At 65.3% G+C, this 19324-nt stretch carries 16 protein-coding genes; 8 read left to right on the top strand and 8 right to left on the bottom strand.

Translation table 11 applies throughout. From position 1 onward, the window contains the following. Positions 1-17: 17 nt before the first annotated feature. From SD196_RS12250 to SD196_RS12240, 3 genes are all read right to left on the bottom strand, one after another. Positions 18-908: a LysR substrate-binding domain-containing protein gene (locus tag SD196_RS12250; protein ID WP_275607407.1), complete on the bottom strand. Its 891-nt coding sequence runs from the start codon at positions 906-908 to the stop codon at positions 18-20. A gap of 47 nt (positions 909-955) precedes the next feature. Beyond that, positions 956-2395: an amino acid permease gene (locus SD196_RS12245; RefSeq protein ID WP_370601426.1), complete on the bottom strand. Its 1440-nt coding sequence runs from the start codon at positions 2393-2395 to the stop codon at positions 956-958. Positions 2396-2539: 144 nt separating this feature from the next. Continuing rightward, on the bottom strand, positions 2540-3817 hold the full coding sequence (locus tag SD196_RS12240; protein WP_416311532.1) for a cystathionine gamma-synthase family protein: 1278 nt from the start codon (positions 3815-3817) through the stop codon (positions 2540-2542). 331 nt (positions 3818-4148) lie between these two features. Here SD196_RS12240 and SD196_RS12235 point away from each other — a divergent pair, with 331 nt between their 5' ends. From SD196_RS12235 to SD196_RS12225, 3 genes are read left to right on the top strand one after another with little or no spacing between them, the layout of a single operon-like run. Further along, complete coding sequence (locus SD196_RS12235; protein WP_331314458.1) at positions 4149-4967, top strand: transporter substrate-binding domain-containing protein; 819 nt, start codon at positions 4149-4151, stop codon at positions 4965-4967. Next, positions 4964-5803 carry an amino acid ABC transporter permease gene (locus SD196_RS12230; RefSeq protein WP_331314457.1) on the top strand — a complete coding sequence of 280 codons (840 nt, stop codon included), beginning with the start codon at positions 4964-4966 and terminating at the stop codon, positions 5801-5803. Before SD196_RS12235 ends, SD196_RS12230 begins: the two co-directional genes overlap by 4 nt. Before the next feature lie 43 nt (positions 5804-5846). Then, complete coding sequence (locus SD196_RS12225) at positions 5847-7220, top strand: LLM class flavin-dependent oxidoreductase (RefSeq protein ID WP_416311531.1); 1374 nt, start codon at positions 5847-5849, stop codon at positions 7218-7220. Positions 7221-7311: 91 nt separating this feature from the next. On the opposite strand, the gene SD196_RS12220 is transcribed toward SD196_RS12225, so the two are convergent. From SD196_RS12220 to SD196_RS12200, 5 genes are all read right to left on the bottom strand, one after another. After that, positions 7312-8868, bottom strand: coding sequence for an amino acid ABC transporter permease/ATP-binding protein (locus tag SD196_RS12220; protein WP_416311530.1), 1557 nt, complete (start codon positions 8866-8868; stop codon positions 7312-7314). 65 nt (positions 8869-8933) lie between these two features. Beyond that, complete coding sequence (locus tag SD196_RS12215) at positions 8934-9740, bottom strand: ABC transporter substrate-binding protein (protein ID WP_416311737.1); 807 nt, start codon at positions 9738-9740, stop codon at positions 8934-8936. Between the two features lie 35 nt (positions 9741-9775). Further along, entirely contained in the window at positions 9776-10834 is a 1059-nt protein-coding gene (locus tag SD196_RS12210; protein WP_370601422.1) for an isopenicillin N synthase family dioxygenase, read from the bottom strand. A gap of 4 nt (positions 10835-10838) precedes the next feature. Further along, on the bottom strand, positions 10839-11687 hold the full coding sequence (locus tag SD196_RS12205) for a sugar phosphate isomerase/epimerase family protein (protein ID WP_275607416.1): 849 nt from the start codon (positions 11685-11687) through the stop codon (positions 10839-10841). A gap of 530 nt (positions 11688-12217) precedes the next feature. Next, positions 12218-13120, bottom strand: a complete 903-nt coding sequence (locus SD196_RS12200; protein ID WP_331314451.1) for a LysR substrate-binding domain-containing protein — start codon at positions 13118-13120, stop codon at positions 12218-12220. A 186-nt stretch (positions 13121-13306) separates the two neighbouring features. Here SD196_RS12200 and SD196_RS12195 point away from each other — a divergent pair, with 186 nt between their 5' ends. From SD196_RS12195 to SD196_RS12175, 5 genes are all read left to right on the top strand, one after another. Next, on the top strand, positions 13307-14929 hold the full coding sequence (locus SD196_RS12195; protein ID WP_416311529.1) for a 5-guanidino-2-oxopentanoate decarboxylase: 1623 nt from the start codon (positions 13307-13309) through the stop codon (positions 14927-14929). 360 nt (positions 14930-15289) lie between these two features. Beyond that, a complete protein-coding gene (locus SD196_RS12190) occupies positions 15290-16393 on the top strand; it encodes an ABC transporter substrate-binding protein (protein WP_331314447.1) in 1104 nt (367 codons plus the stop codon). Between the two features lie 101 nt (positions 16394-16494). Further along, positions 16495-17403 carry an ABC transporter permease gene (locus SD196_RS12185; protein WP_416311528.1) on the top strand — a complete coding sequence of 303 codons (909 nt, stop codon included), beginning with the start codon at positions 16495-16497 and terminating at the stop codon, positions 17401-17403. Next, a complete protein-coding gene (locus tag SD196_RS12180; protein WP_416311527.1) occupies positions 17400-18245 on the top strand; it encodes an ABC transporter permease in 846 nt (281 codons plus the stop codon). The genes SD196_RS12185 and SD196_RS12180 overlap by 4 nt, the downstream gene beginning before the upstream one ends. A gap of 14 nt (positions 18246-18259) precedes the next feature. Further along, the gene (locus tag SD196_RS12175) at positions 18260-19315 is read left to right on the top strand and encodes an ABC transporter ATP-binding protein (RefSeq protein ID WP_275607421.1); all 1056 of its coding nucleotides are present in this window, start codon (positions 18260-18262) and stop codon (positions 19313-19315) included. The last annotated feature ends 9 nt before the right edge of the window (positions 19316-19324 follow it).

Raw genomic sequence — 19324 nt, 5'->3', positions numbered from 1 at the left:
TCACTCCAGGTGGGTACTCATGATTGGCGGTGAACCAAGGTCACCAGCCAGTTGGAAAAGGCCTGGGCATCCGGGGACAGCGCCTGCCCCAAACCGCGCACCAGGTAAAACGACTCGCTGGCCTCGATGCGCTGGGCAAAGGGCGCCACCAGGCGCCCTTCCCGCAGGAGGTCCTCGACCAGTGACGAGCGCGCCAGGGCAACACCCAAGCCCAACTCCGCCATGCGCAGGGTGGAGACCAGGGTGTCGAACTGCAGGCCGCTCGAATAATCGACATCATCGGCGCCGGCCCGCTTCAGCCAGTAGCCCCAGCCCTCCTCGTAGCCCAGCACATGCAGCAGCGGCAGGTGCGCCAGGTCGCGCGCCTCGCGCAAGGGCCGGTCGGCGATCAGCGCGGGCGAGCAGACCGGAACCAGCAGGTCCCAGGTCAGGCGCTGCGCCTCGACACCCGGCCACTGCCCGCTGCCCCAACGAATCTCCAGATCGTCCTCGGCATCGAGCTCCTTGACCCACAGGTTGCTGATGTAGCGGATATCGACCTGCGGATGAGCACGACGGAACTCGGCCAGCCGGGGCGCCAGCCAGAAGTGCAGGAACGAGAGACTGCCGCGCACCTTCAATGGCCGCCGCTGGCGTTGCCCGAAGATTTCGTTGGTGCCTACCGCCAGCCGGCTGATGGCGTCCTGCACGACCGGCAAGTAGGACTGCCCCTCCTCCGTCAGCCCCAGCCCCCGGGGCAGGCGCTTGAACAACGCCACCCCGAGCTGGCTCTCCAACTGGCGAATCTGCTGACTCACGGCCCCCTGCGTGAGGTGCAGCTCCTCCGCCGCGTGGGTGAAGTTCAGGTAACGCGCCGACACCTCGAAGGCTCGAAGCCAGTTCAGTGGGGGCAAGGCTTTCTGGCTCAACGGCGGATCCTCATGGCAACTGTTCAAGCGGCCTAGTATCGCGCTGCTCAGGCGGCCTCGGAACCACGCGCCACGACTTCCAGCGACATCTGCCGACGCTCCCGGCCCTTGCGGGTCAGCCAGAACACGAAGTAGCACCAGGCGATGAAGGGCAAGCCGAAGTACAGGGCCACCCGCTGGGCCGGGTCGAAGGCGATGCCGACGCAGGACAGCACGCAGCAGAACAGCGCCGCCAGCGGTACGAAGGGATAGCCGCGCACGCGGAACTTCAGGTCCTCGACCTTGCCGCCGTTGGCCACATAGTGACGTCGGAAGGCGATCTGGCTGGCGGCGATGCTCATCCACACCACCACCACGGCCAGTCCGGAAATGGAGACCAGGGCGAGGTAGATGGTGTCCGGCGCGAAGACGCTGCTCAGCAGCGACGCCATGCCGCCGGCCATGCTCAGGACGATGGCGTTGAACGGCGTGCCCCGGCGCGACAGCGACGCGTAGCTGCGCGGCATGTTGCCCTGGTCGCTGAGCGTCCAGAGCATGCGCGCGGCGGCGTAAAGCCCGGAGTTGGCGGCGGACAGCAGCGCGGTGATGATGACGAAGTTCATGATGTCCGCGGCGTAGGGAATGCCGATCATCTCGAAGACCATCACGAACGGGCTCTCCACCACGCCAGCCTGCTCACGCGGCAGCAGGGTCGCCAGCACGAAGATGGTGCCGATGAAGAACAGCGCCAGGCGCAGCACCGTGGTGCGGATGGCCTTGGGCACGTTCTTCTCCGGATCGCGGGTCTCGCCGGCGGCGATACCGATCAGCTCGGTGCCGGAGAAGGCGAAGGACACCGCCAGCAGGGTCATGGCGATGGACCAGAAGCCCGTCGGGAACAGCCCCTCGCGGGTGAAATTGCCCAGCCCGATGCTGTGCGCCTGCTTGATTTCGAAGACGCCGAGGATGGCGCCACCGCCGACGATCAGGAAGGCGATCACCGCGAGCACCTTGACCAGCGACAGCCAGAACTCGGTCTCGGCGAAGGTCCGCACCGAGACGATGTTGCTGATGAACACGGCCGCTCCGAACAGCGCACTCCAGATCCACACCGGCGTATCCGGGAACCAGCGCACCATGAGCATGCCGGCGGCGGTGAATTCCGAGCCGATGGCAACCGTCCAGGTCAGCCAGTACATCCACGCCACCGTGTAGCCGGTGCCCGGCCCCAGGTAGCGGGTCGCATAGCTGCTGAAGGAACCAACTTCCGGCATCTGCACGGCCAGTTCGCCCAGGCACATCATGACCAGGTAGACCATGACCGCGCCGATGATGTAGGCGATCACCGCACCCAGCGGACCGGCCTGGTTGACGGTGTAGCCCGAGGTCAGGAACAGGCCGGTACCGATGACACCGCCCAGCGCCAGCATGACGATGTGGCGGGTCTGCATATCCTGCTTGAAGGAATGCGCCGAAGCATTTTTGCTTGTTGTTGTCTGCACGGACATGGTTGGACTCTCATGAAAGTTGGCGGGCAAGGACGTTGCTACGACCTCGTCTGGGCAGAGCGAATCGAGTTGCCTTGCGTCTTGTTGTTGTTCGATTTCATGAAGTGACGCCCGCCGCGATCGGCGAGCGCCACGCCGCAGGTCTCAGACCTGCAGCTCGATCGACCGGCTGGCCACGTCGCCGTGCCCTTCCGGTTCGCCGTCCCTGGCCTGTTCCCGGCGAACCGCGGCGCACGCCTGTGCGAGGTCCGCCAGCAGGTCATCGGTGTCCTCGATGCCCACGGAGATGCGTACCAGCCCTTCGGAAATGCCCAGGGCCAGGCGCTCCTCCAGGGTGTTCTCGACGTGACTGGTGGTGCGCGCCGGACCGTAGATGGTTTCCACGGCGCCCAGGTTGCCGGCGCGGTGGGCGTACTTCAGGCGCGGCAGCAGGCGGGCCACGGTCTCCATGCCGCCCTTGAGCACGAAACTGACGATGGCGCCGAAGCCGCGCATCTGCGATCGGGCTATCGCGTGGCTCGGATGCTGAGGCAAACCGGGATAGTTGACCGCCTCCACCAGGGGCTCGGTGCACAGGTATTCGGCCAACGCCCGCGCACTGGCCTGCTGCTGGCGCAGCCGGACGGCCAGGGTCTTGATGCCGCGGATGATCAGGTAGGCGGAAAACGGGTCCAGTGACGCCCCGTTGATTTCCCGGTAATGGCGAACCTGCGACATCAGCGACTCCGCACCGCAGACCACGCCACCCAGTACATCACCATGCCCGGAGAGGAACTTGGTCGCGCTGTGCACCACCACGTCGACGCCCATCGTCAGCGGGTTCTGGTTCAGCGGAGTGGCGAAGGTGTTGTCGGCCACCACCAGGGCGCCGACCTTCCGCGCCGCCGCGACCAGGCGGCGGATGTCCAGCACCTTGAGCGTGGGATTGGTGGGGGTTTCCAGGTAGAGCAGATCGCAGCCGGCGGCGATCTCGCGCTCGATGGCCTCGGTATCCAGGGTGTCGCACAGGCACACCTGCACGCCCATGCGCGGCAGGAACTCCTCGAAGATCTTGTTGGTGCCGCCGTAGCTGTCACGGGTCGAGACCACCCGCTTGCTGCTCGACAGGAAGGTATGCAGCACCGCGCTGATGGCGGCCATCCCACTGCTGAAGGCAACCGCCGATTCCGACTGCTCCAGCTCGCAGAGTTTGGCTTCCAGCGTGGCGACGGTCGGGTTGCTCATGCGGCTGTAGATATAGCCGGGCAGTTTACCCAGGGCGACGTCGTACCAGGCATCGATGTCCTGGTAGCCGTAGGCGGCGCTTACCACGATCGGAGTCTGAGTCGCATTGTAGGGGTGCTGGACCTGCTCTCCACTCCAGACCACCCGGGTACCGACTCCGGCACCGCTGCTGCGCTCGACATCTTCGTTCTTGTTCATATCCAGTTCCCGCACGACTGAGTTGACTACACCGATCCGGGATCGGTCTGCGGGGACTATAGGGACGCGCTCCGGATCTGAAAAACGATGGAATCCGGGTCTGAGAGGCGTTTTTTTTAATGGCTCCGGGTCAAGCCGTACGAAGTCGGACAGGACCTTGTACGCCCTCGCATGGCAAGGATCGGGACACCTCTGCCAATCGAGTCCTCCACTGCGCTCACGACGGAGAGATATAGCTCGAACGGAGCAATAAATTCCACAAAGATATTAGAAAAATAATTTTTATGTCGTTTTAATCTTTACCGATTCCCCGCCCATCCTGGAGCCCGTTTTGAAACTGTCCCTCCCCGTTCTCGGCCTTGCTCTGGCCGCCAGCTGCGCATCCGCCTTCGCCGGCACTACCCTCGATCGCGTCCAGCACCAGGGCGAACTGGTGGGCGTGCTGATGGAGAACTACCCGCCGTTTTCCTTCCTCAATGCCCAGAACCAGCTCGATGGCTTCGACGTCGACATCGCCAGGGCCGTGGCGGAGCGCCTGGGCGTCAAGCTGCGCCTGGAAACGCCATCCTGGGACGTGATCGCCGCCGGCCACTGGAGCGGCCGATACGACGTCTGCGTCTGCTCCATGACGCCCAGCCAGGCGCGCGCCCAGGTCTTCGATTTCCCGGTGAAGTACTACGAGTCGCCGGCGGTGATCGTGGTCAATGCCAAGGACTCGCGCATTGCCTCGGCCAAGGATCTGGACGGCAGGAAAGTCGGTGTGATCAGCGCTTCGACCTACGAGAGCTACCTGCGCAAGGACCTGGTCATCGAGGGCGCGGAAGACAAGCCGCTGAGCTACCCCTTCGAGCAGGTTGAGATCGCGCCCTACGACAACGAGACCGTCGCCTTCCAGGACCTCGCCCTGGGTAGCGGCGTGCGCCTGGACGCCATGGTCACCAACCTGGTGACGGCACGCGAACGGATCGCCCAGGACCCACGCTTCAAGATCGTCGGCCAGCCGCTCTATGGTGAGCCCAACGTGGTGGCCATCGAGAAAGGCGACCCGCAGTGGAACGCCAAGGTCACCGAGATCATCGGCCAGCTGCGCCAGGACGGCACGCTCGCCCGCATCTCGAATAAGTGGATCGGTACAGACATCACCCAATGAGCGCGTTCCAGAATCCTCCCTCCAGACTGCGCGACGCGCCGGCAGAGCCGCTGCTGGCGCGCCTGTTCGGCTTCCGTGCCCGGCTGTACCTGACCTGGGCGGTCATGCTCCTCCTGTGCGTGGCGTTTTTCCTCAGCTTCGACCTGAAGCTGGCGATCATCCTCGACAAGTGGCGCAACCTGGTGGGCGTCAACCTCGCGCCCAACGGTTTCCTGCAGGGGGCGGCGCTGACCCTGTTCCTCAGCTTCTGCTCGATCTGGGTCTCGTTGCTGCTGGGTTTCGTCACGGCGCTGGCCCGGTTGTCGAGCAGCGCCGTCGCCTTCGGCGTGGCCAGCTTCTACGCGTCCTTCTTCCGCGGGACGCCGCTGCTGATCCAGATCCTGCTGATCTACCTGGGCCTCCCGCAGCTGGGTGTGGTTCCGGGTGCCATCAGCGCAGGCATCCTGGCGCTGTCGCTCAACTACGGCGCCTACCTGAGCGAAATATTCCGCGCAGGCATCATCGGCGTGCCCCATGGGCAACGTGAAGCCGCGGCAGCCCTGGGCATGAACCGCACCCTGACCTTCTGGCGCATCGTCCTGCCGCAGGCCATGCGCACCATCATTCCGCCGACGACCAACCAGTTCATCTCGATGCTCAAGGATTCGTCGCTGGTCTCGGTGATGGGTGTCTGGGAGGTGATGTTCCTCGCCCAGTCCTACGGCCGCGCCTCCTACCGCTACATCGAAATGCTCAGTGCCGCCGCCCTGCTCTACTGGCTGATGTCCATCGGGCTGGAGCTGATCCAGGCCCGGCTGGAGCGCCATTACGGCCGGGCCTACGACACACGCCGCTGAATCCACGCGCGCACCTCCGACCATCGTTATTCAGGAAATCCGGATGTCCGACCCCAAACCCCTGCTCTTCGCCCTCTATGAACAAGCCAGCGTCGGCTGCGGCGGCGCGCCCAGCCTCTGGACCCACCCGGCCGATGAGCGCCTGCGCATCAACACCCTCGGCTACTGGACCGACCTGGCCCGCAGTGCCGAACAGGCCAACCTCGACATGCTGTTCTTCGCCGACGTGCTCGGCCTGTATGACGTCTATGGCGGCTCCCACGAGGCCGCGCTGAAGTGGGCAGTCGAGGCGCCCGCCAACGACCCGCTGCTGCATCTGCCAGCGCTTGCTGCGGTGACCGAACGCCTGGCCTTCGGCGTGACCATCAGCACCACTTACGAACACCCGTTCAGCCACGCCCGGCGCTTGAGCACCCTCGACCATCTGAGTAACGGCCGCGTTGGCTGGAACGTCGTCACCTCCTACCTGAGCAGCGCGGCGCGCAACTTCGGCCTCGATGAGATGATCCGCCATGGCGACCGCTACGCCCGTGCCGAGGAGTTCCTCGATGTGGTGTACAAGCTCTGGGAAGGAAGCTGGGCGGATGACGCGATGGTGGCCGACAAGCGCGGGCAGACCTATGCCCGCGGCGACCGCGTTCGCGCCATCGAACACCACGGCGAGCACTATCGGGTGCAGGGCGCGCATCTCTGCGCACCCTCCCCCCAGCGCACGCCGGTGCTGATCCAGGCCGGCTGGTCCGAGCGCGGCCGCGCCTTCGCGGCCAAGCATGCCGAACTGATCTTCATCGCCAAGTCGCGTCCGGAAGAAATCCGCGCCGGCCTGGAAGACATCTGGTCCCAGGCCGAGGCACGTGGCCGTGCCCAGGATGACATCAAATCGCTGACCGTGCTGCGCATCGTCACTGCCCGCACAGCCATCGAGGCGCAGAAGAAGTACGACCAGTTGCAGAGCAACTATCACCTGCAGGCGCAGTTGGTGAGCTATGCCGGGGACACTGGCATCGATCTCGACCGCTACGCCGACAACGAGCCGCTGACCACCGAGACCCAGGGGCTGACGTCCTACGTCATGCGCCCCGACGGCAGCGGCCAGCCGCTCACCGCCGGCGATGTGCGCAAGCGCTTCGCCCAGGTGACCCGGGGCAGCGACCTGATCCTGGTTGGTACCCCGGAGCAGGTGGCCGACCGCATCGAAGAGCACGCCCGCCTCTCCGGCACCAGCGGCTACATGCTCAATCCGCTGATCAGTCCCGGCACCTTCGATGACTTCGCCGAGTTGGTGATCCCCGAACTGCAGAAGCGCGGTCTCTATCGCACCAACGCGCAAAGCGGGACCTTCCGTTCACGCCTGCGTGCCGATCGCAGTGATCGCCTGCCACAGAGCGCTTACGGCGCGTCCTTCCGCTTCGAATGAAAAAGCGCGCCCAGAATGGGCGCGCTCCTTTACATCGTTGCAGACATCGATCCGGCACAGCCCGGCAAACACCCGTCAGTCAGGCGTGACGTCAGCTGGCGAGAAACTCCCGGCGCTGCGCCTCGTCCTGCTCGACCTGGCGCTCCAGGCCGATGAAGCGCATCACCCGCTCGCCGCATTCGCCATTGCGGATGCTTGCCGGTGCGGCATCGACCTGCACCTGGCCGTGCTCCATGAACAGCACCCGGTCGGAAATCGACATGGCGAAGTCCATCTCGTGGGTGACGATCACCATAGTCATGCCTTCCTTTGCCAGGTCGCGGATCACGTTGAGCACATCGCCCACCAGTTCCGGGTCCAGCGCCGAGGTCGGCTCATCGAATAGCATGATCGCCGGCGCCATGGCCAGCGCGCGGGCGATGGCCACACGCTGTTGCTGACCGCCGGAGAGCTGGTGCGGGTACTTGTTGGCATGGGCCAGCAAGCCGACCTTGTCCAGTAGCGCCAGGGCCTTCTGCTCGCAGATGTCGCGCCCGGCCAGGCCGTGGAAGCGCGGCGCCAGGGTGACGTTGTCGAGGATGGTACGGTGCGGGAACAGGTTGAAGTTCTGGAACACCATGCCGATGTGCTGCACGCCTTCACGCAGGCGCGCCGGGTTCGGCCTGCCGGCTTCGATGTAGGGCTTGCCGAAGAGCTGGGTGGCGCCGCCGTCGATGCCTTCCAGGCCGTTGACGGTGCGAATCAGCGAGGTCTTGCCGGAGCCGGACGGGCCGATGATCGACACCACCTCGCCGTTGCCGACGCTCAGGTCGACGCCCTTGAGGACTTCGTGGGTGCCGTAGCTCTTGCGGATGCCCTTGAGCTGCAACGCGGGCGGTGCACCGGCCGGGGCGGCCTCGCGGCTGGCCACGGGAGTTGCCGGGAGGTTCTTGCGCAGGCGTTCCAGGCGCTCGCCGGCCAGGGTTTCCGGCTTGCGGGCGTTGAGGTCCAGGCGGTGCTCCAGGTACTGCAGGCCCCAGCCGAACAGGGTCACGATCAGCACGTAGTAGATGGCGACCGCCGACAGGGTTTCCATCACCAGGAAGTTCTGCGCATAGAGGCGCTCACCGACCTGCAGCAGCTCGGTGAGGGAGATCACCGAGACCAGCGAGGTCAGCTTGACCACGGTGACGTACTCGTTGATCAGCGTCGGCAGCGAGATGCGGAACGCCTGCGGAATGACGATCAGGCGCTGGATGCCAATGCCGCCCATGGCCAGGGCGCGACCGGCTTCCTTCTGGCCCTTGGCCACGGAGATCAGGCCGCCGCGATGGATCTCGGCCATGTAAGCCGCTTCGGTCAGCACCAGGGCGAGCAGGCCGGAAATGAACGGATCGGACAGCAGCGCGCCGCTGGCCGGGAAGAGCTGCGGCAGGTTGTAGACGAACACCACCAGCACCAGCAGCGGCACGCTGCGGAAGAACCAGATGTACAAGGCCGTGGGCATGCGCAGCCAGCGCGAGCCGGAGAGCTTGGCACAGGCGAGGAGGAAACCCAGGACCATGCCGATCAGCCAGGTCAGGGCGCTCAGTTCGATCACCGTGACGCAGGCCTTCCAGAAATCCGGCAAGGAGAAAAGGGAGAAGAAGTAGGACCAGTCGAATTGCATGGAGACCTCGGCGAACGAGGCTGGCGCGAGGCCAGCCCCGTCTTTCATGTTGCGTTAAAGCGGAATCACTCGGTTGCCGGAGCGTCTTCGAGAGCGTACTTCTTCAGCAGGGCAGCGAATTCGCCGCTGTCCTTAGTCTTCTGGAAGGCGGTCTTGAGTGCGTCGTACAGCTCCTGGTTGCCCTTCTTCACGTACATGCCCAGGGTCTGCTTGTAGATCAGCTCGGTGGAGCTGACCACCACGCGGTCCTTGGAGCGCTCGGCGATCATGTGCGCGGCGCCGGAAATCTCCACCTGAGCCTGGACGTTCTTCGACAGCAACGCCTGGGTCACTTCCGGCGCGGACGGGTATTCGCTCACGCTGATGGCACCCTTGCCGTTGGGTACGCAGTAGGTCTTGGACAACTCCTCGAATTTCGGCACCCAGGTGGTGCCCTTCTCCAGGCCGATCTTCTTGCCGCAGAGGTCTTCAGGCTTCGCCGGGCGCTCCTTGCTGTCGGCCGGGACCATGATGGCTGCGCCGGTCTGCGCGTAGGGGATCGCCATGGCCTGGGTGGCACGCTCGGGGGTGACGTACATGCCGGAGATCACCGCGTCGAAGTGGCCGGCATTCAGGCCCAGGATCAGCCCGGAGAACTTGGTGTTCACGAAGCTCGTCTTGAGGTCCATGTGCTTGGCCAGCAGTTCGGCCAGCTCGGGGTCGGAACCCACCACCTTGTCGCCGTCATAGGACTCGAAGGGCGGATAGGTGATTTCCATGCCGACCTTGAACTGCCCCGGCGTGGCAGTCAGGGCGGCGCTGGCGGATTGCAGGGTGCACAACAGGGTGGCGCCGACAACGGCTGCGGCCAGGAGGGTGCGGGTGGTTTTCAGCATGGTGATTGCTCCAGTCTAGGGTTGCGCGCGGCTCAGTAAGGCTGCGTCTGTTTTTTCAGGTGGCCGAAGCTGGACGGTTTGCGCGCCCGCTCCGGCAGTGCCAGTTCGCCGTCGGCGACCTTGCGGCGCAGGTAGCTGTATGTCTGCAGCGCCTGGCTCCACATGTGCTCGCCGATGGCGATGGTTTCGTACTCCCGGCTGCCGTTGTCGAACTGCGGCAGCGGACGGATCTGCGTGTGGTAGTCGCAGGCGTAGAACAGCGGGAACGAGTAGCGCTCCTCGCGCACTGTGCGTACGCGGTGCGCGGTGGCCACGAAGGCGCCGTTGGTCATCACCTCCAGCATGTCGCCGATGTTCACCACGAAGGCACCCGGCACCGGCGGTGCGTCGATCCACTCGCCGTCCTCGTTCATCACTTCCAGGCCCGGCTGGGTGGCATGCAGGATGGTGAAGCACTCGTAGTCGGTATGTGCCCCGATGCCCGGTGCGTCCTGCGCTTCGCCATCGAAGGGGTAATGGATCAGGCGCAACTTCGACGGCGGCCGACTTACCAGCGGGTCGAAGTAGCCCTCCTCCAGGCCCAGGGCCAGGGCGAAGCCGTCGAACAGCTTGCGGCCGAGGGCGAACACCGCCTGGTAGTAGGCACTCACCTGCTGCTGGAAGCCGGGCACTTCCGGCCAGCGGTTCGGCCCCAGCAGCGGCGTGCCGGCCAGCACCAGCGGATCCTCGGCGGCCACTTCGAAGCCGACGTCGAAGGCTTCCTTGTGATCCGGCTTGCCCTTGGCGTAGACCTCCTCGCCCTCCGGGACGAAGCCCTTGTGGCTTTCCGAGACGCCGATGTAATGGCGCATCTTGGCTTCCAGCGGCTGGGCGAAGTAGGCCCGCGCGGCCGCTTGCAGGCCCTCGATCAGCTTCGGATCAAGACCGTGGTTGCGGATATAGAGGAAGCCCACTTCACGGGCCGCCTTGCCCAGTTCGGCCGCCACCGCCTGGCGCTCTTCCAGGCGTGCGCTGAACAGCCCGCCGATGTCGATGACGGGAATGGAGGTGAAGGCCCTGCTCGCGTGCTCCTGCATATTCGATGGCTCCATCAGTTCAGAATCCGGATTGGAGGAACCGCTGGAAGTGGCGACGCTCTTCGTCGGCCATCCAGCGGTTCAGCGCCCACAGATCGGCGATCGGGGCATTGGTGAAAGGCAGGTGATGCAAGTAGCCGTCCGGACCGAATTCCGGGGTCAGGGTGGTGATCTGCTGGCCGCGAGCCTGCTGGGCGCGCCATACGGCTTCCCAGTGCTTCTGGTGGAAGGCCAGTGCGTTGCTGTATTCCGGCGCGCCGGGGTGCGGCACTTGCGGCCCCTGGTCGTAGCCGACGCGGGCCTGGATGTGCTGCACGCGCTCGACGAAGGGCGTGAGGTCGTCGGCGGGGTCGTCGAGCAGGCGCTCGCAGACCACCACCCAGTGGCTGATGTCGGTGGTGAAGCGCAGCTCGGGAACCTGGCGGATCAGCTCGAGGGTCACCCAGGGGCTGTACAGCGAGCGCGCACGGTGAATCTCGAAGAGACAGGTCAGCTCCTGCGCGGCGGCCAGCTCCAGGGCGCGGCCGAAGAAGTCGACCTGCGCAGCCAATGGCCAACGATCGTTGCCGGCCAGGGTGTTGACCAGGCGCGGCGACAGCTCGGCGGCGTAGCCCAGCTTGCGCTGCAGGTCATCCAGATGCACCTGCGGGCTGGCCGACTGGTCGGGCAGCACATCGTGGGCGGTGAACAGGGTCGCGATATAGGGCACGCCCTCCGCGGCCAGCAGCCGTGCGTATTCGGCACGAAGGGCGGGATCCAGCGGCAGGCGCGCTTCCAGGCCGTCGAAGCCGGCCTCGCGCAGTTCGGCGATGGCCTGCGGCCAGCCATGGGTGTAGCCCCACAGGGTGCGGAAGATCTCGAGTCGCATGAACGAACTCCGGGCAGGGTGCGCCGCGCCGTCAGGCACGGCGAAGCATTCGGCGGGAAGTTCAGCGCACGGGCGCGACGGCTGAGAGCGTCAGGCGGCGAAACGAATCAGCGGACGTTGGGGAGGATGTCGAACGGGAGAACTGCGCAAGGATGGGCATGGTGATATTCCTCTGACAGACCGCAGCTTCGCGGGCCTGTACTCGCCGATTGTTGTTGTGTGCCCTGGCGTGTCGCCATCGGGCTTTGGCAGTAAGGAACAGCAGCACGGCCGGAGATTTTCAGACCCTCCGGTCCGCGTAAACCAAGACCTCTGCGGCTTGGTGTGGGTGCAGTTTTCGCAGCTTGGTGCGATAGGAAAAATAGCGCGATGCAAATAATTACTTCAGATTTTTCAAAAGTAATTTCCCTTATATGACGTGGAAAATTCGCTCAGTCGAAAGCAACGACGAACAGGCTCTCTAAGTCGCGGCTCGTCATGGTGGCGAGCCGCACAAGGTGAGGCGGAAAGCGCCTGACGCCGAAGCGACATCAGGCAGCCGGCTGCTCCTGTGGCTCGGCCGCTTGCAGCAACAGCCAGTCGATCAGCTCGCGCAATTGCGGCGACGTCTCGCGGCGTTCGGGATAAACCAGGTAGTACGCCGCACCGGTATGCACCTTCAGCTCGAAAGGCGTGACCAGGCGCCCGGCGCGAAGGTCGTCACCGATCAGCGCCCAGTCGCCCATGGCCACGCCGGCTCCCTGGGCGGCCACCGAAACGGCCAGGTCCAGGGTGTCGAAATGCTGGCCCTTGCCCATGTTGCTGACCCGCGTGCCGGCCACACGCAACCAGGCCTCCCAGTCGCGCTGGTCGCGAGTGGGGTGCAGCAGCATATGCCGCTCCAGGTCCGCCAGCGCGCTCAGCGGCAGCGGACCGTCGAGCAGTTGCGGCGCGCAAACCGGGGTCAGTTGTTCGTAGAACAGACGGTGGCAAGCCGGGCCCTCCTCCTCCTTCTGCAGGCTGTAGACCACCGCGGCGTCGAACTCCTCGCTACGGAAATCCACGGAGTGCTGCATGGTGGTGGTCAGCTCCACCGGCACGTCCGGGCGCTCCGCCTGCCATTGCAACAGGCGCGGCAACAGCCAACGCATGATGCAGGTGGGAGCCTTGAGCTGCAGCGCCTCACGCTTGCCGCCGACTTCTTCCACTGCTTCCTCGATCAGCGCGAACACCTGCTGGATACGCGGCAGCAGATCGCGGCCCTGGGGCGTGAGGGTCAAGCCTCGCGCCTGACGCTGGAACAACGAATAGCCCAGATGGCTTTCCAGACCGGCGATCTGCCGGCTCACCGCCCCCTGGGTGATGTGCAGCAGACCGGCCGCGCGGGTGAAGTTGCAGCATTGCGCGGTGACCAGAAAAGTGTGCAGGGCAGGCAAAGGAGGTAAGCGCTTCATCGTGGCTCAGGCATGAGGTGAAGACATACCTAGTATGACAAATTTTGGTTTGTCAGCGCCCTCCGCCGGCAGGTCCAATGCCGTCTCCCAGCGCGCACCTCGCCTGTACATGCTCGGCCCCGGCTTCCCTGGCGGATACACCGGGATGGCGCGCCAGACCGACGACCAACAATAAGGATGAAGTCCATGGCCACATGCGGCGAAGTACTGGTGAAATTGCTCGAAGGCTACGGTGTCGAGCAGGTGTTCGGCATCCCCGGCGTGCATACCGTGGAACTCTATCGCGGGCTCGCCCGCTCGAAGATCCGCCACGTCACGCCGCGCCACGAACAGGGCGCCGGCTTCATGGCCGACGGCTATGCGCGCACCAGTGGAAAGCCCGGCGTGTGCTTCATCATCACCGGCCCGGGCATGACCAATATCGCCACGGCCATGGCCCAGGCCTATGCAGACTCCATTCCCATGCTGGTGATCTCCAGCGTGCAGGCGCGCAGCCAGCTCGGCGGCGGGCGCGGCAAGCTGCACGAGCTGCCGTCGCAGAGTGGCCTGATCGCCGGTTGCAGCGCCTTCTCTCACACGCTGATGTCCGCCGACGAACTGCCGGCGGTACTGGCCCGCGCCTTCGCCCTGTTCCAGGCTGGAAGGCCGCGCCCGGTGCATATCGAGATTCCCCTCGACGTGCTGGTGGAAAACGCCGACGCGCTGCTGTCGAGCCAGCCGGTCAAGGTAGCCCGCGCTGGCGCAGCGCCCGAGGCTGTGGCCGAAATGGCCGACCTGCTCGCAGGCGCACGGCGTCCGCTGATCCTCGCCGGCGGCGGCGCCGTCGATGCAGGGCCAGCCCTGCAGCAACTGGCCGAGCGCCTGCAGGCGCCGGTGGCGCTGACGATCAACGCCAAGGGCCTGCTGCCCGCGCAACATCCTCTGCTGATTGGCTCGACGCAGTCCACCGACGCCACCCGCGAACTGGTCAACGAGGCCGACGTGGTGCTTGCGGTTGGCACCGAGCTGGGCGAAACCGATTACGACGTGACCTTCGCCGGCGGCTTCAAGATTCCGGGCGCCCTGCTGCGCATCGATATCGACCCGGATCAGACGGTACGCAACTATCCGCCCCGAGCCGCACTGGTGGCCGATGCCGGGCTGGCTCTGGAAGCCCTGCTGGGCGCCCTGGAAGGCCGGAGCCTGGCCGTCGAAACGCCGCACTGGGGCAGCAGCCGCGCCGCCAGACTGCGCGAGAAAGTGCTCTCCACCCTGGATGACACGCTGCGCGGCCAGACCCGCTTCCTGCATGTTGCGCTGGAGGAGCTGCCCGAAGCGGTACTGGTCGGCGATTCGACCCAACCGGTGTACACCGGCAACCTGACCCTGGACCTTGAAAAGCCGCGACGCTGGTTCAACTCCTCGACCGGCTACGGCACCCTCGGTTATGCATTGCCGGCCGCCATCGGTGCCTGGCTGGGTGACGCCACGCGACGCCCGGTGCTGTGCCTGATCGGCGACGGCGGACTGCAGTTCACCTTGCCGGAACTGGCCAGTGCGGTAGAAGCGCACGTACCGCTGATCGTCCTGCTGTGGAACAACCACGGCTACGAGGAAATCAAGCGCTACATGGTCAACCGCGACATCGAGCCGGTCGGCGTCGACATCTACACCCCCGACTTTGTCGGCGCGGCCAAGGCGCTGGGTTGCAAGGCACATCGCGCCAGCGACGAAGCGGCACTGCGCGCCGCGTTGCGCGAAGCCAGCGCCAGCTCGTTGCCGACCCTGATCGAGATCGACCAGGCGACCTGGATGAGCAGCCAGGGCTGACACGTCCCTCTCCCTGCCGCACCCGGGCGGCAGGGATCTTTCCGGGGAACTTTCCCCGCCACACGCCGGCTTCACGGCGCGTCTTTTTTTGTTGAACCGCTCTGTTGCGGGCCTTTCAGGGAAGGTCTGCGGCCCGCGCATGGGCGCACGCCAGCCATGCATGCAGAACATGGCTTCGATGACATTTTTTCGATTGTTGGCACCACGCCGAGGTCGCAGGATGACCCCGCCGAACAGCCTGCGCCCCCCGGATTCCGGGACCGCCAGACATATCCGGCAGGCGGGGGGCGACAGCCCCGACCTCCCGCCGCACACCCGCGACCTTCCTAAACAAAAGCGATAAGAGCAAAGGAGTCCCCGATGGGCGAGCGTGATTTCAGCAGAAGGCAATTCATCAAAACGGTAGGCGCTGCCTCGGTGGCCGCGGCTGCCCTGTCCATGCCTTTCATCCGGGCCAGCGCCAGCGATAATCGCTTCCAGGGCAAGACCCTGCGCCTGCTCACCTGGTCCGACGACACCGGCCTTGCGGCGCTGCGCAACATCGCCGCGACCTTCGAGGCCAAGACCGGTGCCAAGGTGATCGCCGACCGTACCGGCAGCACCTCGGAGATGGTCGCCAAGCTCAAGGCCGGCGGCGACCGCCCGCAGTACGACGTCATCACCCTGGCCGGCGTCGGCGCCGAAGGCCTGGCCAGCGCCGGGCTGCTGGAAAAACCCGACCTCAACCGCATCCCCAACCTCAAGGACGTTCCAGCCAAATACCAGACCGGCGCCGACGGCCACGGCATCGGCTACCTGCTGTGGTGCAACAGCCTGGTCTACAGCACCCGCACGGTGAAGGACGTACCCGACAGCTACGCGGCCTTGTGGGATGAGAACTACGCCGGCCGCCTGTTCCTGCCGCCGCCGAACTGGACCGAGGCCATGGATCTGATCATCATCGCCGCCAAGCTGGCCGGTGGTGACGAGCACAACATCGAACCCGGTTTCAAGAAGCTCGAAGAGCTCAAGGACCGCGTCATGACCCTGGGCGAAAACCCCAACCAGGTCGCCGAACTGTTCCGCACCGGCTCGCTGGATATCGGCGGCCTCTACGCGCCGGCGTTCTTCCCCAAGCAGATCCGCGACCCCAACTACGGCCTGGGCGCCACCTTCGGCATGAAGGAAGGCTTCTACACCGACCTGATGCTTTCGGTGCTGCCGAAGAACCGACCGGGCGACAGCGACCTGGCCCACGCCTTCATCGACCACTCCCTCGACCCCTACGTGCAGGGCAAGATGGCCGAGGACATCTTCAACGGCCCGGTCAACGCCAAGGCGGTCATTTCCGCCGAAGCGCGCAAGAGCCCCTACATCCTCACCCCCGAGCAGATCGCAGAGAAGGCGATCATGCACGACAACGCCTTCCTCTCCACCGTCCACGAACAGTGGATCCGCCGCTACACGGAAATCTTCTCTTCCTGATGCAGCCATGGCCGCCACGGCGGCCATGAATCGTCGCGCGCAAGTGGCCGGAACCACCTGCGCTCGATGCGGACATTCTCCGTTCTGACGAGAGACGCGATATGCAATCGAGCAATCCGACCCGCCCGGTCGGCGTGGCGCTGCTGCGCCCGGCCCGGGCGTTTTCACCGACGGCGCGTGCCTGGCTTTTCCTCACGCCGTCCCTGTGTTTCCTCATCGTACTCATCGCCGCCAGCCTGCTGGTGGTACGCATGAGCGTCGGCGAGAAAGGCGCCGAATGGACCGGCTTCAGCCTGGCCAGCTATGCCCAGTTGCTGCAGCCGTACTACCTCAAATCGCTGTTGCTGACGCTGCGCCTGGCCTTCTTCAGTGCGTTGATCGCCGTGCTGCTGGCGATCCCGGTCGGCTACAGCATGTCGCGCCTGCAATCGCCCCTGCTGCGGCGGATATTCCTCGCCGCCGTGCTGCTGCCGCTGCTGGTCAACCTGCTGCTGCAGAGCTACGGCTGGCTGGTGATCCTCGGCCCGGCGGGCATGCTCAACAAAGCCTTGCTGGCCCTGGGTCTGATCAAGCGTCCGGTGATGCTGCTGTACAACCAGAACGGCGTGCTCATGGGGCTGGTGCAGACCGCGTTCCCGCTCGCCGTGCTGCCCATTGCCAGCGCCATGCGCGGCATCTCGCGCAGCTACGAAGAAGCGGCCGCGACCCTCGGCGCCAGCCGTTTCCAGGTGTTCCGCCAGGTGGTGTTGCCCATGAGCCTGCCCGGCATTCTCACCGGCGCCACCCTGGTGTTCGCCTACAACGCCAGCAGCTTCGTGGTTCCGCTGCTGCTGGGCGGGCGGCGCGTGCCGATGCTCGCGGTGATGGTCCACGACCAGATCGCCCCGCTGATGAACTGGCCGGCCGCCTCCGCCGCCGGCGTGGTGCTGATCGTCACCACCCTGGCGATCATGACCCTGTCGGAAGTCGTCACCGGCCGTCGCCGACGCATCCTGGAGGCCTCGCAATGAGCAACCTGTCCCGTCGCCAACCGACCCTGCCGGGCGACACCGGCCGCTTCGCCCTGGTGCTCTCCGGCATCATCCTGCTGCTCGCCGTGCTGCCGATCCTGACCATGATCGTGATGTCCTTCAGCGGCGCGGCGAACCTCGACTTCCCGCCCAGCAGCTACAGCCTGCAGTGGTATCAGGCCGCCTGGCACACCTTCGTCTCGCCCGACGCCAGCGACGTGCTCAGCCTCGGCAAGGCGCTCACCACCAGTCTGCTGGTGTCCTGCCTGACGATGGTCCTCGCCACCCTGGTCGCCGTCCCCGCGGCCTACGCACTGACCCGCTGCGAGTTCCGTGGCAAGGCCGTCGCCCTGCAATTGATGTCGCTGCCGTTGGTGTTCCCCATGGTGGTGCTGGGCCTGGCGCTGCTGCTGGTGTTCGACAGCCTGCCGCTGCACCTGGACACCTCGCGCCTGATCATCGCCCACGTGATCCTCGCCCTGCCCTTCGTGGTGAAGAACTGCACGGCGGCCATGGTCGCCATCGGCAGCGAAGTCGAGGAAGCCGCGCAGATGCTCGGCGCCCCGCCGCTGCGCGCCATCGTCGATGTGGTCGTGCCGCTGATGCGCTCGGGCATCCTCGCCGGGATGCTGCTGGCCTTCATCGTCTCGTTCAACGAATTCACCGTGACCTACTTCCTCTACAACATCGACGTGATGACCGTGCCGATCTGGATGTACAGCCGCACCGTGTCCTCGCTTGACCCCACCGTTTTCTCGTTCGCCGTGCTGATCGTGCTGATCGACTTCGTCCTCATCTGGGCGCTGGAGAAGCTGGTTGGCGAAGGTGGCGTGTCGTTCTGATTCGAGGTGAAAAAATGAATGGATTGAATCTGCAAAACGTCGAGAAACACTACGGCACCGCCTGCGCCGTGAAGGACGTGAACCTGCACCTGCCGCAGGGCAAGCTGGTCTGCTTCCTCGGCCCCTCCGGCTGCGGCAAGACCACGCTGCTGCGCATGATCGCCGGCCTGGAAAGCCTCAGCGGCGGCGAGATCCTGCTGGACGGCGAAGACATCAGCCTCGTCCCGGCGCACCAGCGCAACTTCGGCATGGTGTTCCAGTCGCTGGCGCTGTTCCCGCACATGACCGTCGGCGAGAACATCGCCTATCCGCTGAAGCTGCGCGGTGTCGGCAAGGCCGAGCAGCAGGCGCGCGTCGCCGAGCTGCTGCAGATGATCCAGTTGCAGCAGATGGTCGACCGACCGGTGGCCAAGCTGTCCGGCGGCCAGCGCCAGCGCGTAGCGATCGCCCGCGCCATCGCCTCGCACCCCAAACTGCTGCTGCTCGACGAGCCGCTGTCGGCGCTTGACGCCAAGCTGCGCGAGTCGATGCAGGTGGAGATCCGCCAATTGCAGCAACGCCTGAATATCACCACCATCATGGTCACCCACGACCAGCGCGAGGCCATGACCATGGCCGATGTCGTGGTGGTGCTGGGCGAGCACCGCATCCAGCAGGTCGGCACTCCGATCGAGATCTACCGCAACCCGGCCAACGCCTTCGTCGCCGACTTCATCGGCTCGGGCAACATCTTCCCGGCGACCGTGCTGGGCCATGGCCGGGTCGAATTGCCGGGCGGCGCGGCACTGCATGCCGCCCATTGCCCCAGCATCCAACCGGGCGCCAGCGTGCGCATGCTGGTGCGCCCGGAGGACCTGCAACTGTCGACGGCACAGGCACCGGCGGCCAATCGCCTGGACGCTACCGTGACCTTCATCCGCGACATCGGCGCGACCATCGAGACCACTGTCGAGTGTTCCGGCGTCTCCCTGACCGCCCTCAGCACGCCCTGCCAGGACATTGGTCTGCGTGTAGGTCAGGCCGTGTCGGTGACCATTCCGGAACATGCCTGCCGCGTACTCAGCGCTTGACGCCACCGC

The sequence above is a fragment of the Pseudomonas macauensis genome (assembly GCF_047902425.1).
Classification (GTDB): domain Bacteria; phylum Pseudomonadota; class Gammaproteobacteria; order Pseudomonadales; family Pseudomonadaceae; genus Pseudomonas.
This window is presented reverse-complemented; position numbering and strand designations above follow the sequence as displayed.